The sequence below is a fragment of the Streptomyces sp. NPDC088733 genome (genome assembly GCF_044751185.1).
In the GTDB taxonomy this organism is placed as follows: Bacteria; Actinomycetota; Actinomycetes; order Streptomycetales; family Streptomycetaceae; genus Actinacidiphila.
The window spans coordinates 497,008-512,566 of the sequence record NZ_JBIVLH010000003.1 but is presented as its reverse complement, the minus strand read 5'-3'; the positions used below and the strand labels follow the sequence as shown (position 1 = coordinate 512,566).

Below are 15,559 nucleotides of genomic sequence, written 5' to 3'. Positions count from 1 at the left end.
GGCGCCCTTCTGTGTCCCGTCGGACGTCAGAGCGCGAGCGAGAGCAGCACGGGGGCCGCCCGCTCGTTCAGGGTGTCGGCGGCGCCCTTGAGGCGGTGGGCCTGGGTGACGGGCAGGGAGAGCGCGAGGCAGCCGACCGTCGCCCCGATGGTGACCGGGATGGCGGCGCAGACCGTGCCGATCGCGTACTCCTGGAGGTCCAGGGTGGGCGCGGTGGCCGGCTGGCTCTCCAGCTTCGTCAGCAGGATCTTCTCGCTGATCGTGGTCTTCGAGGTCAGCCGTACGGTCTTGTGCCGCGACAGGTGGTCGCGGCGGCCGTTGTGGTCGAGCTGGGTAAGCAGGCACTTGCCGACCGCGCTGGCGTGCGCGGCGGAGCGGAAGTCGACCCACTCGTTGACCTTCGGCGCCGCGGGGCCGTCGGCGAAGTCGACGATCTTGACTTCGCCGTCGTCGTACCGGCTGAAGTAGACCGCCGCGCCGACCTCGTCGCGCAGGGTCATCAGCACGTTCTTGATCTTCTCGGCGAGCGCCGTGTCGCGGCTGGCGCTGCCCAGCAGGACGAGCGATTCACCGACCGCGTACCCGCCACCGGGCAGGGCGTTGAGATAGCGCTCCCGATTGAGCATGGCGAGCAGTTGCGAAAGATATCCGATGGGCACGCCGATTTCGCGGGCGAGCTGCTCGGCGCTGACGCCGTGCCGGTGCTTGTCCACGGTCTCCAGCACGCGCAGCGCGTGCTGGACGGCGTAGACCGGCGCGACCTGTCGGTGCTCAAGCGCCACGGTGTCCCCCTACAGGTGTGACCGTTTGCGTCCTTGCTGTGGCTGCTGGTCACGGCCACCGCGCACGACGGACGGGACCCGGCAGCCGGGCCGCATTCCACGATAGCCTCAAAGCGGTTTCGAGTAGAGCCCGTTGAAGCTTTGTCTGAACGCCTTCGGACGTATATGCAGGAACGCGCCACTCTGGCATATGCCCCGGGCACGGACCACTTTCTCTCGGAGCACCGCACCGAGGAATTCCCGGGTCCTGCGGTGCTCCGGGGAGCCGAAAATCCGCTCCGGCGCACCCGACTCCACCACCCTCCCGCCGTCGAACATCAGCACACGGTCGGAGACGTCCCGGGCGAACCCCGTGGGTGACGCACAGCAGGGAGATGTCGCACCGCGGGCGCGCGGGCGGACGGCCACCCGCCGCTGCCGGCCGCCGGAGAGCGCCCGGCGGCGCTCGCCGCCGTCGGCGCCCAGGCCGTGCACGGCTGACGTCCGCAGGGCTCGGGGCGAAGGAGACGACGAGCCGAACGCGCCCGGCCCCTGCGGAAGGTGAGGCCGCGGACGGCGATCGGCGACGTCGGCGGGGTGGCCTTCGGCAGCCGCATCCGCTGCCACAGCGTCATGTCCGGTGTGACGGCGGCCGCCGCCCGCCCCTTCGGCACCGCCTCGATCGCGCCGCGCGTACGACCGCCGAACCGTACGCCTCCGCCCGGGTGGTGTCGCTGCGCTCCGGTAGTTCGTCGCCGTGCGGTACCCGACCGCACGAGGGCCGCGCCTACCCCGGCGCACGGGAGGCATTCATGCGAGTGTGGAGGGGTACCCGACTGCGCGGACCGTTCGCGAGAGGCAGGGAGCCGCGATGAGCGACAGCACCGACATGAGCGCCAAGCGCGAGCAGCTGGTCGTGGAGCGGGTACCGAAGGGGCTGCTGATCGGCGGCCGGTGGCGGCCGGCGAAGGACGGCCGGGAGTACGAGGTGGAGGACCCCTCGACCGCGCAGCCGCTGTGCGCCGTGCCCGACGCCGGTGCCGAGGACGCGCGTGCCGCGATGGACGCGGCCGCCGCCGCCCAGGCCGGCTGGGCGGCCACCGCGCCGCGCGAGCGCGGGGAGATCCTGCGGCGCGCGTACGAACTCATCGTCGAGCGGCAGAACGATCTCGCGCTGCTGATGACGCTGGAGATGGGCAAGCCGGTCGCCGAGTCCCGCGGCGAGATCCTCTACGCCGCCGAGTTCTTCCGCTGGTTCGCCGAGGAGGCGGTCCGCATCGACGGCGGCTGGGCGACGGCGCCGGACGGCAACGGCCGGATCTGGGTGATGCGGCAGCCGGTGGGACCGGCGCTGCTCATCACCCCGTGGAACTTCCCGATGGCCATGGGCACCCGCAAGATCGGGCCCGCCGTCGCCGCCGGCTGCACGATGATCGTCAAGCCGGCCCATCAGACGCCGCTGTCGATGCTGGCCCTGGCCGAGATCCTCGGCAATGCCGGGCTGCCCGACGGCGTGCTGGGCGTGCTGACCACCTCACGGCCCGGCGAGGTGTCCACCCCGCTGCTGGAGGACCCGCGGCTGCGCAAGCTCTCCTTCACCGGCTCCACGGGCGTCGGGCAGAAGCTGATCGGGCAGAGTGCGACGGGCGTGCTGCGCACCTCCATGGAGCTCGGCGGCAACGCCCCGCTGATCGTCTGCGCGGACGCGGACCTGGAGAAGGCGGTGGAGGGCGCCGCGATCGCCAAGATGCGCAACATCGGCGAGGCCTGCACCGCCGCCAACCGCATGTACGTGCACCAGGACCTGGCCGAGGCGTTCACCGGGCGGCTGGCCGAGAAGCTGGGCTCCATGGTCGTCGGCCGGGGCACCGAGCCGGACGCGCAGGTCGGCCCGCTCATCGACAGCGCCGGCCTCGGCAAGGTCGACCGCCTGGTGCGCGACGCCGTGGGCACCGGGGCCCGCGTGATCACCGGCGGCGAACCGCTGTCCGGCCGGCCGGGTTACTTCTACCCGCCGACCGTGCTGGCCGACGTCCCCGCCGACGCGGCGATGCTCCGCGAGGAGATCTTCGGGCCCGTCGCGCCCGTCGTCACCTTCACCGACGACGACGAGGCGATCCGGCTCGCCAACGACACGGTCTTCGGCCTCGTCTCCTATGTCTTCACCGAGAGCCTGCGGCGCGGCATCCGCTACGCCGAGCAGCTGGAGACGGGCATGCTCGGCCTCAACAAGGGCGTGGTGTCCACCCCCGCGGCGCCCTTCGGCGGCGTCAAGCAGTCGGGCATCGGGCGCGAGGGCGGTTTCGTCGGTATCGACGAGTACCTGGAGATCAAGTACGTCGCCGTCGACGTGTGACGCGGGCCGCCGGGCCGGGGTACTGCCCCCGGCCCGGCCGGCGCCGGTGGTCAGGCCGTGGGCAGTCCGTAGGCGTCGGCGACCAGTTCGTACGAGCGCAGGCGGGCCTGCGGGCTGTGCGCGTTCACGGTCAGCATCAGCTCGTCCGCCCCCGTGCGCCGCACCAGCGCGTTCAGCCCGTCGCGGACCTGCTCGGCCGTGCCGTGCACGATGTTGACCAGCCAGGAGTCGACGAACTCCCGCTCGGCGGGGCTGAACTCGTACGCCTCGGCCTCCTCGGGCGTCGGGACGAGGCCGGGGCGCCCCATGCGCAGCCGCAGCATCGACAGCGCGCCGGTGAGCACCTGCCGGGCGGCCTCCTTCTCGTCGTCCGCCGCGAGGGCCGCGACGCCGATGAGGGAGTACGGCTTGTCCAGGACCGCGGACGGCCGGAAGGACTCGCGGTACAGCTCCAGCGCAGGCACCGTGTTCGCCGCGGAGAAGTGGTGCGCGAACGCGAAGGGCAGGCCGAGGGCGCCCGCCAGCCGGGCGCTGAAGCCGCTGGAGCCCAGCAGCCACACCGACGGCCGCGCGGGCGACTGCACACCGCCGGGCGAGGTGCCCTGCACGGGGCCGGGGATGGCGTGGATGCGGGCGTACGGGTGGCCGCTCGGGAAGTCGTCGTCCAGGAACCGCACCAGCTCCGCGAGTTGCTGCGGGAAGTCGTCGGCGCTCTCGTTCAGCCGGTCGGTGCGGCGCAGCGCGGCGGCGGTCGCGCCGTCGGTGCCCGGCGCGCGGCCGAGTCCGAGGTCGACCCGGCCCGGGGCGAGCGCCTCCAGCGTGCCGAACTGCTCGGCGATGACCAGCGGGGCGTGGTTGGGCAGCATGACGCCGCCCGACCCCAGGCGGATGCGCTCGGTGTGCGCGGCGAGGTGGGCGAGGATCACCGCGGGCGAGGACGAGGCCACCCCGGGCATGGAATGGTGCTCGGCGACCCAGTAGCGCTCGTAGCCGCGGGCCTCGGCGAGCCGGGCCAGTTCGACGCCGGTGCGCAGCGCGTCGCTCGCGGTCAGGCCCGCGCCGACGGTCGCCAGGTCGAGCACGGACAGGGGCACGGGTGCGGTGCCGAGGGCGCTGCCTCGCACGGGGTCGTTCGTCTCCACGGCGGTCGGTCGCCTCCTGGCCGGTCGATGCTGCGTACGGGCAGGCACAACCGGAGAGCGGCTCCGCCTATTCCCCCGGTTCTCCCCGGTCGCCGCTCGCCCGGTCCCCGCCGCCGTCCCGCCGCAGCTCGGCGATCCGCTCCGGGGGGACGGGGCGCGAGTACAGCCAGCCCTGACCGGTGTCGCAACCGATCCGCCGCAGCCGCTCCGCCTGCTCGGCGTTCTCCACGCACTCGGCGGTCACGGTCAGCCCGAGCCGGTGGGCGAGCTGCACCAGCGCCTCGACGATCGTCTCGTCGGCGGGGTTGGGGTGCAGGGTGTCGCGGAAGCCCCGGACGAAGGTGCCGTCGAGCTTCAGCGTGGAGACCGGAAGCCGGCTCAGGTAGGCCAGGTTGGAGTAGCCGGTGCCGAAGTCGTCGATGGCGATGTGCACGCCCATCTCGTGCAGGGCGTGCAGGGCCTGCAACGGCCGGCCCGCCGAGCCCATCACCGCCGACTCGGTCAGCTCCAGTTGCAGCAGCTCGGGCGGCAGCCCGGTGTCGTCCAGGATCTCCGCCACGTCCGCGACCAGGTCGGAGTCCCAGACCTGGCGTACCGCCACATTGACGCTGACGAAGATCGGGTCGTCCGGGTGGTCCTTCTGCCACTGCCGTGCCTGGCGGCACGACTCGGCGAGCACCCAGCGGCCCAGCTGGACGATCGAGCCGTTCTCCTCGGCCAGCGGGATGAACCGGTTCGGCCCAAGCAGCCCGAAGTGCGGGTGCTCCCAGCGCACCAGGGCCTCGACGCCGCGCAGCGTGCCGCTGCCCAGCTCGACCAGCGGCTGGTACTCCAGGACGAACTCCCCGCGCTCCACCGCCTGCCGCAGCGTGCTGGACAGCGCCTGCTTGGTCATGCGGTGCGCGTTGCGCTCGGGGTCGAACAGCGTCCAGCGCGCCTTGCCGTCCGCCTTCGCCCAGTACAGCGTGGTGTCGGCGGCCTGCATGATGCCGGTGGCCGTGGTCCCCGACGCCTCCCGTTCGACCACGCCGATGCTCGCGGAGACCGCCAGCCGGTGCCCGGACAGGTCGAACGGGTGCTGCAGCGCGGTCAGTACGGACTCGGCGAGGGCGGTGGCCTGCCCGGTGCCGGTGGAGTCCTCGACGAGGACGGCGAACTCGTCGCCGCCGAGCCGGGCGACGAGCGTCCCGCTGCGGCCGAGCCGTGCCGCGCAGTCGGTCAGCCGTTCGGCGACGGCCTTGAGCAGCCGGTCGCCGGTCCGGTGGCCGAGAGTGTCGTTGATGGCCTTGAAGCCGTCGAGGTCGAGGTAGCACAGGCCGATCCGGCCGGTCCGGCTGCCGGCGCCCTCCAGCGCGGTGGCCAGGCGTTCGAAGAACAGCTGGCGGTTGGGGAGTCTGGTGACCGGGTCGTGCATGCGCAGATGCCGCAGCTGCTCGCGCAGTTCGTGCCGTTCGCCGAGGTCCTCCACGGACAGCAGCCCGCCGCCGGGGACGGGCACCACGACGACCTCGGCCCACACGGTGCGGCCGTCCGGCCCGCGGACCGGCCGTGTGCGGCGCAACTCCTCGCGGCGGCCGGTGAGTACGGCCTCGTACTCGGCGTACTCCGCTCTCGCCGCGTTCGCGGGGCCTTCGGTGTCCTCGGGGCTCTCGGTGGACTCGGTGGACTCGGTGGACTCGGTGGACTCGGCGGACTCGACGTGCCTCGTGGCCTCGGCGTGCCCGGTGTGCTCCGCCGGTCGTGCGTGCTCTGTCTGCGGGGCCGGCGGAGCGCCCCCCGCGAGGCCGACCAGTTCGGCGGCGGTGAGCGCGGTGAGCCGCACCGGGTCCGCGCCCAGCAGCTGGCCGAGCGCCGGATTGGCCTCACGGACCCGCCCGTCGGGGCCGATCAACGCCATCGGCAGTCGCGCCACGTTGAAGGCGGCGCGGTAGTCGTGGGCCTCGGAGGCTGACCGTTCCGGGGCCGGAGCATGACACTGAGTGACTGTGGGGGCCGTCGTCTCGGGGTCGAGGTCGGGGCCTCCCGCGGGTCCGCCCATCGCTGACTCCCGTATTGCTGTCGTCTCGCACACATGGCCGTGGAGGGATCGGATGTCCGCCAAGGGGCGGTGTTCATGCTGGAAATGTGCCGATCATAGAGGTTTCCCGAATGGCGCGGCCACCGCCGTCGCGGTGATTCTCGAAGTGCGGAGTGTGGCGTTGGTCATTTCTCATCGCGTCGTGAATTGAATTGATCGTTTTTCGTCACTCATTACGCACTGTAGTGATCGGACGGTAACCCGGGCGGAGCAGCACAAGGGGGCGAACCACCGCAAAACATAGCAGCGTGATGTGGGTGTCCCGACACCGTCCGGGAGGTCCACGTGCCGCTGCCAGGGCTACCCATACGTGCGCATCGGCGTGTTCGCAGGAGTGACTCCCGGCGCGCCGACCGTCGCGCACTGCGGGCCGCCGTCGCGGCGATGAGCGTGTTTGCCGCCGTGGTCGCCTGGACCATGGTCACCGGACCCTCCGCGGGGGGTGCCGGCGGCGAGGTGTGCGTACTGCCCCGGGGCACCGCCCACCACTCCGAGGGCGTGTCGTCCAGGGACCCCTCCTATCCGCGGGCCCACGGGGACGTCGACGCGGTGATGATCTTCCTGTCCTTCCCCGACGCGCGGCCCAGCCTCACCCCGGACCAGCTGGCGGAGGACCACTTCCCGGCCACCGCCCAGTACTTCGAACGCGCTTCCTACGGTGCCTTCCGGCTGCGGCCGCACATCGTGCCGGTCTGGCTGCGCATGCCGCTGCCCTCCACCGCGTACGCGATAGCACGCGACTGGGGCTCCCCCGTGCGCTCGCGCTTCCTCACCGACGCGGTGGCGGCCGCAGACCGGCGCGTGGACTTCCGCCGCTACAAGGTCGTCTACCTCGTCGCCGACCCCGACGCCCCCGGCGTCGACCCGGACGCCACCAAGGTGGTCAGCCTCGGCTCGCCGCTGCACGCGGACGGCGTGGAACTGCGCCGCTTCGTCACCGTCTTCGAGAGCCACCCGCCGGACGTCAACGTGCTGGCGCACGAGACCGGTCACGCCTTCGACCTGCCCGACCTGTACTACCGGCCGCCGGCCGGCAGCCGTGCCGACTGGGACACCCACGTCGGGGACTGGGACATCATGGGCAGTCAGTTCGGACTGGCACCGGACCTGTTCGCCTGGCACAAGTGGAAGCTGGGCTGGCTGCGCTCCTCGCAGGTCCACTGCGTCGTCGACAGCGGCACGCACACCTACCGGGTCACCCCCGTCGAACGGGCGGGCGGCACCAAGCTCCTCGTCGTGCCCGCCGGGCTCAAGTCCGTCGTCGCCGTCGAGGTCCGCGCGGCCACCGGCAACGACCGGCTGACCTGCACCGAGGGCGTCCTGCTGTACCGGGTCCGGGCCGACGTCGCCTCCGGGGACGGGCCGGTGGACGTGATCGACGGCCACCCGCGCACCTCCCGCTGCTCGCCGGTCTCGGTGTACCCGCCACTGGCCGACGCGCCGCTGCGCGCGGGCGAGGGGTACCAGGTCGGCTCCGACTCCCGGATCGACGTCATCGCCCGCCACCAGGACGGTTCCTGGACCGTCCGGGTCACGCAGGGCTAGGCGGTGCGCGGATCGAGGGCGCTGGCCGTGACGGCCTGCGTGCTGCTCTTCGCGGCGGGCAGCAGCGCCGTCACCCGGAGCGGTACGGCCGCCGGCCTGCCGCCCGCCGACCGTCCCTGCGCCCTGCGCGCGGCGCCGGGCACGGCCATGTCCGAGGGCTTCGGCGACGGCGGGCACGACTTCGCCGCCGCCACCGGCGACGTGCGCGCCCTCACGCTCATGGTCGACTTCCCCGACAAGCGCGCCCCCTACCCCGCGGAGGAGCGCTACCGCGAGTTCTTCCCCGCGGTGCGGCAGTGGTTCCACCGGGCCTCGTACGGCAGGCTGCGCTACGCCTCCACACCGGTGCTCCGCTGGATCCGCATGCCCCGCCCCTTCTCCGCGTACGGCATAGGGCGCGGCTACGGCTGGAACGCGCACACCGCGATGATGCGCGACCTGCTGCGGGTCGCCGACAAGTCGATCGACTTCTCCGGCTACAGCCTGGTCAACGTCCTGGTCACGCCCAACGCGGGCCCGCCCGCCGACCAGGCGGTGCTGTCCGTCACCTGGACCGGCGCCGCCGCGGCCACCACCGACGACGGAGCCCGCCTCGACCGGGTGTCGCTGATATACGGTCACGACCAGTCGGGCGCGCGGGTGCTCAGCCACGAGAACGGCCATGCCTTCGGGCTGCCCGACCTGTACTCCGTCGACGCGTTCGGCCGCACCGACCGCCTGGCCGGCCAGTGGGACAGCATGTCCCTGGACTGGGGGCTCCAGGGCGACCTGTTCGCCTGGCACAAGTGGCGTCTGGGCTGGCTCGACGACGCGCAGGTCCTGTGCGTCCGCGACGCCGCGACGCACCTGGTGCGGCTCTCCCCGGTCGAGGTCGCCGGCGGCCGCAAGGCGGTGGTCGTCCCGCTCGGCCGCACCAGTGCCTACGTGGTCGAGGCCCGTGCCGCCCGGGGCAACGACGCCGAGGCGTGCCGTGAGGGCGTGCTCGTCTACCGGATCCGCACCGACGTCGACTCCGGCCACGGCCCCATCACCGTCCGCGACGCCCACCCGGCCACCACGGCCTGCGAGTACAGCAGCGCCTCGTTCAACTCCCTGAACGACGCGCCGTTCCGGCCCGGCGAGCACTTCGCCGACCCCGCCTCCGGGCTCACCGTCGAGGTCCTCGCCCACGACCCGGACGACGACGGCTGGACGGTGCGGGTCACCAACCGCCACCCGTGGCGGACGGAGAAGGCGCGGGCCGCCGCGCACACGGCGACGGGCGCCCTCCGGAGGGAGGACGCCCGTCGATGATGGTGCGCCGCCAGGGACTCGAACCCCGAACCCGCTGATTAAGAGTCAGCTGCTCTGCCAGTTGAGCTAGCGGCGCTCGCTCACGTCGTAGAGATTAGCATCCGCTTGCGGGCCGGTAAAAATCGATATTCGGATGCCCGTCCGGCCGGTCAGCAGGCCGCCCGTACGCAGGCCCACAGCACCTCGGCGGCGCCCGGGAGCCAGGGGCGGCGGGTGTCGGGGGCGACGAGCCAGCGGGAGCGGGCGGTGGAGCAGTCGGCATAGGGCGGGGGCAGGGACACCGAGTCGCCCTCCCCGTGGCAGAGCAGGGGCGGCACGGGTCTGCCCCACTCCTCCCAGGCGAGCAGGGCGGGCAGCCGCTGCGCGGCGCCGGGCGCGACGAGCAGCAGGATGCGCCCGCGGCACTCGGCGGCTGGCCCGGAGCCCGGGCCCGCGGACCACAACTGCTCCAGCACCCGGCGGCCGAGGAGCGCGGGCAGGTTCACCACGTCGAAGGCCGTGCCGCAGGGCAGCACGGTGGGAGCCGTGGGCCGGGCGGACCACAGCGCCCGGACGCTGCGCGGGAAGGAGCTGGCGGAGGCCAGCCATTCGGCCCCGTCGGGGGTCACGTACTGCGTGTGCCGGTACGCGGCGGGGGCCGCCGCGTCGGGTACGCCTGAGGAAGCAGAATCGATCGTGCCCCCCGGCCATGTATGCCACTGCCCATCACTCATGACATATACAACTACCGTGCGTGAACGTTTCGTTACGCCAATCCGGTAGAAGGAGGGACACGCGGGCCGCAGGTCGGGTACCGTGCCCCGGCCGCATATATGCGTGCGTTACGAGCCGCTGGAACCGCCCTGCAGCAGGCCCTGGCCGAACTCGATCATCCGCTTGGCGTAGTCCTCCGACCAGCCCGCCTGCTCGGCGATCGCCGCCGGCACCAGCCGGTCGAACCGCTTGGGGTCGGCGAGCTGCGCCGCGGCCATGGCCTGGAACTCGGTGGCGCGGTCAGCGGCCGCCCGGAAGGCGAGGGCCAGCTCGGTGGAGCGCGCCAGCAGCTCCCGGGGGTCCTCCATGGACTCCAGGTCGAAGAAGTGCTCCTCGTCCTCGGCGATCGCCGCCGGTTCGAAGATCAGCTGGGCGGGTTTCAGCCGAGGGGCGGGCGGCTTGCCCGCCGCGTTGTGAGCCGGCTGCGGCTCGGACATGTACGTACCTCCAGGTTCGTCGGCGCCTTCCATTGTCCCGCCTCGCGCAAGAGGACCTCCGTGAGGCGGGGAGCGGGCGGGGGCGCGTCAGGAATGCCAGGTCACACGGTGCTCGGCGAGGTGGGAGAGGACCGCGTGATGGGCCTCCCAGCCGTCCGGGAACTTCACCGTCACGCCGAGCTGCACCGGCTCCGTCGACGGGTGCTCGTCCAGCAGCTCCGGAACGCCCGCCCGGCACACCACCACGCACGCGTGGCGGTGCCGCGAGGCCAGCACGCACAACCGGCCGGTCTCCAGGTGGAAGGCCGTGGCGTCGGGCCGCCCGGACAGCGGGTGCAGCACCACGGTGACGTCGAACTCCCGGCCCTGGAGCCGGTTGGCCGTGTCCACCGTCACACCCCGGACGCCGAGGTCGGCCAGCGCCGCCCGGACCGCCGCCGCCTGGTCCCGGTGCGCGGTGCCCACCGCGATCCGGTCCGGGCCGACCGGGGCCGTGCCGCGTTCGGAGTGCGCCACCCCGCCGCGGTCCAGCAGCCGCCGCGTCACCAGCGCGACCGCGCGCACCGCTTCCGGGTCCGTGCGCGGGGTGCGGCGGGCCGGCAGCTCCAGCAGCCCCCAGCCGGACAGCGCCGCCTCGTCCAGCACGCGGTCGGGGCCGGAACCGTCGCCGGACACGCCGAAGGACAGCCGCCGCTCGCCGGGCTCGGTGCCGCTGCGGAACGGGGTGTACGGGTAGAAGGCGCCGGAGATCAGCGGTGCCGCCGAGGCGGGCAGCCGCCACGACACCGGCAGCCGGTGCTGCGGCAGCCCCGGGTTGTGGGCCAGCAGGGTGACCACCGCGCTGGCCGACGGGTCGTAGCTCAGCCCGGCCCACTGCTCCGAGCCGACCACGCTGAACGGGTCGAGCTGCCCCGGGTCGCCCACGAACAGCGCCCGCTGGAACAGCCCGGCGACCTGGAGCAGCGCGTCCGAGCGCATCTGGTACGCCTCGTCGACGATCGCGTGCCGCCAGGGCTCGACGTCCTTGGCGGCCGCGGTGAACGCCCACTTCGCCGCGGTGGCGATCACCACCTTCGCCCCCCGCAAGTCGGCGGCCTTGGTCGACTTCAGCACCGACGCGTGCCGGTCGAGCACCGGGTCCGGCGGGGAGTCGCTGCCGTGCAGCCGCCCGACGGGCAGGCCGGGGTCGGCCGTCGCGAGCCGGTCCACGAGGTCGTCGACCTGGGCGTTGGTCTGGGCGACCACCATCAGGGACTCGCCCGCCGCCACCAGTTCCCGGGCGGCGCGCACCACCAGCGTGGACTTGCCCGCGCCGGGCGGGGAGTCCACGACCACGCCGCGGTGCGTGCCGTGGAGGGTGTCGTGCAGGATCCGCTCGGTCGCGGCGTCGGCGGCGCGGGCCGCCTCGTTCACCGGGCTCGGGCTCACAGGTAGTCCTCCGCGGTCGCGGGGTCGGCGCTCTCGGCGAGCACGGCGGGGGTGCCGGCGGCAGCGGCGGTGCCGGCCGCCGCGCCCGGCGGCCCGCCGTGGGTCCACGGGGTGTCCTCCGGCTCGGGCAGCGCGGCGCCGCCGCGCGGGGCGTGCTCGAACAGCGTCCAGCACACGGCGTCCCCGGGCTCCGGCACGGTGCCGGGGTCGGGGACCTTGGACCGGCCCATGCCGTTGACGACCCGCAGCAGCACGGCGCCGGGCCCGGCCCACTCCACGAACTGCGCCTGCTGGGTACGCCCGTCCGGCAGGGCGCGGTAGACCTTGGCGTCCGGGTCGAGATGCGGCCGGTCCCCGGTCGTCACGGTCACCAGCGGGCGCGGCTTGGGGATCTTGCCCTCGCTCATCGCCATCAGCACGTCCGTCACCTCGCCCGCGAACGCCTGGCCGGCCAGCCGGCGGCCCGCCATCTCCAGCGGGTCGTCCAGCGCCTCCTGCGCCTCCAGCCGCACCTGGGCGGTCTCCCGCCCGGCCAGCTTCTGCGCCGCGGAGACCGCGTCGTCGCGGCGCGGCTGCGGCGGCTCCCCGGCCCGTACCCGGTCCCGGTGCGAGGTGTACGACCAGCGGTCGCGCTTCCACCGCTCCTCGACGTGCGCGCCCTCGGGGAGTTCCCGCAGCAGGTCGACGCACGTCCAGATCGCGTCCCATGTCGGCCGCATCTGGCCGTCCAGCAGCGCGGCGATCTCGTCCGCCGAGCCGCGGATGCCCGCGTCGAAGCGGGCGGTGGCGGGCGCGAGGACCGTGTTGTCGAACACGGGGTCCGTGGCGGGTCCGGCCGGCGGGCACTCCAGCAGCCCGTCGGCGCGGCGCCCGCTCTCCGCGCGGCGCGCCGCCTCGGCGCCCGGTACGCCCTCGGGCGGGGCGATCCAGGCCAGCAGGGCGCCCAGGTGCTGGTCCTCCAGATTGCTCTGGCCGGTGGCCCAGTGCCGGGTCAGCAGTTCGGTCGCCGACAGCAGCAGCGAGGAGCCGGGGGTGCGGGCGCGCTCCCCGTAGTGCGTCAGCCACCGGCCGAGCAGCGGCACCCGGGCGGGCACGGGGTGCGGTTCGTCCGGGTCGTCCTCGGCGGTGCGGCGGAAGCGGGTGGAGCGGCCGAGCAGCCGGACGTACTCCACGGCCGCGGAGTTGGCCACCAGCAGCTGGGGCGCGTCGGCGCAGACCTCCGACTCTTCCCGGTTGCGGGTCGCGGGTTCGGTCTCGGTGTCGTCGGCGAAGCTCTCCAGATAGGGCAGCACGATCTGGGCGAGTTCGGCGAGGAAGGCGAAGCGCAGATCGCGGTCGCGCGGCTGCGGCACGGTCAGCAGCCGGGGTTCCGCGCGCTCGGTCCCGACGAGCGCGCCCAGGGGCGCGCCGACCTCGCCGGCCGTCGTCAGCGGCACCAGGACCAGCGGCCGGTCCGACAGATGGCGGTGGCGCACCGTCGCGAGCGGGGTCGCCCGCCCGGTCGCCATCGCCTCCGCCCTGGCCAGTACGGAGATCAGCGACATCCCAGCGCCTCCGCACGGAGGGCAGCGGCCCGGCGCAGCGCGGCCACCGCGGGGTCGTCGGGACCGGCTTCGGCGCCGCTGTCGCCGAGCGCGGCAGCCAGCACCTGCTCGACATCGGTGAGCGAGCCCAGTTCGGCGCGGACCCCGCGGCCCAGTGCCTCCACGGCGCCGCAGGCCCGGGCCTGGTCGCGGCAGTGGAAGGACAGCTCGCAACTGGCCAGGCATTCGGGGGCGTACGCCGCGGGCAGCAGTTCCACCGCGGCGCGCAGGTCCGCCGCGGAGCGGGTGGGGGTGCGCCGGTCGTCGGCCAGCCGCAGGTCGAAGGTCGTGCCCTCGGGCAGGGTGTCGGCGATCTCCTCGATCCGGGTGAGCCGGGCGAGCTGCCGCCGGGTGACCGACAGCTGCTTGCGGACGTCGACGACCTCGGCGACCGGGAGGTTGGAGAAGTCCTTGGGGCACACCAGCAGCACCCGGTGGTCCGGGGTGCCGAAACCGAGCCGTTCCAGGGCCAGGACGTAGACCGCGGCCTGCCGTGCGGCGGCGCCGACCTTCACCGCGTCCGCCGAACCGTCCAGGATCGGGAAGGACTTGACCTCGATCACCGTCCACGACCCGTCGGGGCGCACGGCGATCGCGTCCGGCTCCAGGTAGACCGGCGAGTCGGCGACCTCGAGGGCCAGCAGCGGATGGTCGAGCACCGTCCACCGGGCCGCCGCGGTGGCCTCCTTGAGCGCGAGGCGGGTGCGCTCCACGCGGCCCTCGGGACCGGGCGCGGTGAGGTCGGGCAGCGCGACCTCGCTGTCCTCGGGCGCGCCCAGCAGGCGCAGCAGTTCGGCGCAGCCGTTCCCCTTGACCCGGGCCTCGAAGGCGTGGCCCCGGATGAACGCGAACTGCGACTGCCCGAACGGCGCCGGATTGCCCAGCACGCCGGCCACGGCCGCCTTGTCCACCCCCGCGGCGTCCAGCAGCGCCCGGCGCCGGCAGCCCGGGTTCGCCGCCAGCGCCGCCAGTGCCCGTGCGTCCATCGGGCGCGGGTCGGTACCCGGGCCGCGCAGCCCCGCCAACCGCTCTCGCAGATCGTGCGTAGTGCTCACCCGCGCAAGTCTCGCACTCCCCACCGACAACGGGGGCCACCGCGGTTCAGCCGTGGGATTCCCGTGCGGGTGGCCGGGCCGCGCGCTGGGCCGGGACGGCCGCGTGACCGGCCGGGTGCTCCGCCGCGGGCTCCGCCGGGGCGGCGACACGCGAGGAGGCGACGACGGTGGAGGTGACGGGTCGCGCGGGACGGGCGAACCGTGCGGTGACCGCGTCCCGCAGGCCGTCCACGGCACGCAGGAAGGGCCGCGTCAGCAGGTGGCCCAGGCCCATGACCGCCGCGCCGGCGACCGCGTCGAGGAAGTAGTGGTTGGCGGTGCCCATGACGACGAGCGCCGTGCCGAGCGGATAGGCGATGCCGAGCGCGCGGACGAAGCGGGTGCGCCCGTGGCGCCAGAGGACGATGCCGCACCACAGGGACCAGCCGACGTGCAGGCTGGGCATGGCCGCGTACTGGTTGGTGAGCCCGCCGAGGCCGCGCGGGGCGCTCGCGTCGCCGCCCCACCAGCCGTAGGAGCCGTACTGGGCCATGGTGTCGACGAAGCCGTGCCCCCCGGCCAGCAGCCGCGGCGGGGCGGTCGGCGCCAGGGTGAAGCCGATCAGCCCGATGAGGGTGGAGGTCATCAGCCAGGTGCGGGCGAAGCGGTAGACGGTCGGCCGTCGCCGCCAGAGCCAGATCAGCACGGTGGGGGTGACCAGGTAGTGCAGGGAGGCGTACCAGAAGTCGGCGGGAATGCCGAGCGCCCGGTAACGGCTGAAGAGGGTGTTGAGCCAGCGTTCGGGGTCCAGGGTGAGTGCCGTCTCCAGGTGGAGTATGGCGATGCCGTGGTCCACCGCCCGCGCCACGTCCCCTCGGACCAGGAGGCGTCCCGTCGTGTAGAGGCCGTACACCACCGCGATCAGCGGCAGCTCGGTCCACCAGCGCAGGCCGCCCCGGTAGGCGGCGGCTCGTGGCGCGGTGGTGGTCATGGTCATCGGGCCGTTCTCCCCGTTCTCTCCTTGTGAGAGGTCATGCGGAATACCGTACGACGTACGCTAGGCAACCTGAACACCACCCCCGCCTATTCCGGTAACTCCTGGTTCGTCCGAGGTTCAACTATGTGTGCTCGTGAACGCGTGCGAAAAGAC

Annotated in this window: 12 protein-coding genes, 1 tRNA gene and 1 pseudogene; 3 read left to right on the top strand and 11 right to left on the bottom strand. The window is 73.5% G+C overall.

Annotated features, from left to right (window positions below):
- Positions 1 to 26: 26 nt before the first annotated feature.
- Both ACIP64_RS08390 and ACIP64_RS08385 read right to left on the bottom strand, forming a co-directional pair.
- Positions 27 to 782, bottom strand: a complete 756-nt coding sequence (locus ACIP64_RS08390) for an IclR family transcriptional regulator (RefSeq protein ID WP_401583048.1) — start codon at positions 780 to 782, stop codon at positions 27 to 29.
- A gap of 219 nt (positions 783 to 1,001) precedes the next feature.
- A pseudogene (locus ACIP64_RS08385) lies at positions 1,002 to 1,161 on the bottom strand (L-cystine ABC transporter ATP-binding protein YecC); the annotation flags it as partial.
- A gap of 471 nt (positions 1,162 to 1,632) precedes the next feature.
- Here ACIP64_RS08385 and ACIP64_RS08380 point away from each other — a divergent pair.
- Entirely contained in the window at positions 1,633 to 3,117 is a 1,485-nt protein-coding gene (locus ACIP64_RS08380) for an NAD-dependent succinate-semialdehyde dehydrogenase (RefSeq protein ID WP_401583046.1), read from the top strand.
- 50 nt (positions 3,118 to 3,167) lie between these two features.
- Here ACIP64_RS08380 and ACIP64_RS08375 read toward each other — a convergent pair whose 3' ends face one another.
- Together ACIP64_RS08375 and ACIP64_RS08370 are read right to left on the bottom strand one after the other, a co-directional pair.
- Positions 3,168 to 4,259 (bottom strand): LLM class flavin-dependent oxidoreductase, encoded by a 1,092-nt coding sequence (locus ACIP64_RS08375; RefSeq protein WP_401583044.1) that lies wholly within the window; start codon positions 4,257 to 4,259, stop codon positions 3,168 to 3,170.
- Positions 4,260 to 4,326: 67 nt separating this feature from the next.
- Positions 4,327 to 6,297 (bottom strand): putative bifunctional diguanylate cyclase/phosphodiesterase, encoded by a 1,971-nt coding sequence (locus tag ACIP64_RS08370; RefSeq protein WP_401583042.1) that lies wholly within the window; start codon positions 6,295 to 6,297, stop codon positions 4,327 to 4,329.
- 423 nt (positions 6,298 to 6,720) lie between these two features.
- Between ACIP64_RS08370 and ACIP64_RS08365 the strand changes: the two genes are divergently transcribed.
- Together ACIP64_RS08365 and ACIP64_RS08360 are read left to right on the top strand one after the other, a co-directional pair.
- Positions 6,721 to 7,881, top strand: a complete 1,161-nt coding sequence (locus ACIP64_RS08365) for a M6 family metalloprotease domain-containing protein (protein WP_401583041.1) — start codon at positions 6,721 to 6,723, stop codon at positions 7,879 to 7,881.
- A gap of 3 nt (positions 7,882 to 7,884) precedes the next feature.
- Positions 7,885 to 9,174, top strand: coding sequence for a M6 family metalloprotease domain-containing protein (locus ACIP64_RS08360; RefSeq protein WP_401583039.1), 1,290 nt, complete (start codon positions 7,885 to 7,887; stop codon positions 9,172 to 9,174).
- Here ACIP64_RS08360 and ACIP64_RS08355 read toward each other — a convergent pair.
- The 7 genes from ACIP64_RS08355 to ACIP64_RS08325 all read right to left on the bottom strand — a co-directional run bounded on the left by ACIP64_RS08355 (position 9,175) and on the right by ACIP64_RS08325 (position 15,406).
- Positions 9,175 to 9,250: transfer RNA gene (locus ACIP64_RS08355), tRNA-Lys, on the bottom strand.
- 73 nt (positions 9,251 to 9,323) lie between these two features.
- Positions 9,324 to 9,887: a bifunctional DNA primase/polymerase gene (locus tag ACIP64_RS08350; RefSeq protein WP_401583038.1), complete on the bottom strand. Its 564-nt coding sequence runs from the start codon at positions 9,885 to 9,887 to the stop codon at positions 9,324 to 9,326.
- A gap of 108 nt (positions 9,888 to 9,995) precedes the next feature.
- A complete protein-coding gene (locus ACIP64_RS08345; protein ID WP_401583036.1) occupies positions 9,996 to 10,364 on the bottom strand; it encodes a hypothetical protein in 369 nt (122 codons plus the stop codon).
- Positions 10,365 to 10,451: 87 nt separating this feature from the next.
- Positions 10,452 to 11,792 carry an AAA family ATPase gene (locus tag ACIP64_RS08340; RefSeq protein ID WP_401583035.1) on the bottom strand — a complete coding sequence of 447 codons (1,341 nt, stop codon included), beginning with the start codon at positions 11,790 to 11,792 and terminating at the stop codon, positions 10,452 to 10,454.
- Entirely contained in the window at positions 11,789 to 13,336 is a 1,548-nt protein-coding gene (locus ACIP64_RS08335) for a hypothetical protein (RefSeq protein WP_401583033.1), read from the bottom strand. Before ACIP64_RS08335 ends, ACIP64_RS08340 begins: the two co-directional genes overlap by 4 nt.
- The gene (locus ACIP64_RS08330) at positions 13,327 to 14,361 is read right to left on the bottom strand and encodes a hypothetical protein (protein WP_401583221.1); all 1,035 of its coding nucleotides are present in this window, start codon (positions 14,359 to 14,361) and stop codon (positions 13,327 to 13,329) included. The genes ACIP64_RS08335 and ACIP64_RS08330 overlap by 10 nt, the downstream gene beginning before the upstream one ends.
- 115 nt (positions 14,362 to 14,476) lie before the next feature.
- A complete protein-coding gene (locus tag ACIP64_RS08325; RefSeq protein WP_401583031.1) occupies positions 14,477 to 15,406 on the bottom strand; it encodes a phosphatase PAP2 family protein in 930 nt (309 codons plus the stop codon).
- Positions 15,407 to 15,559: the final 153 nt, after the last annotated feature.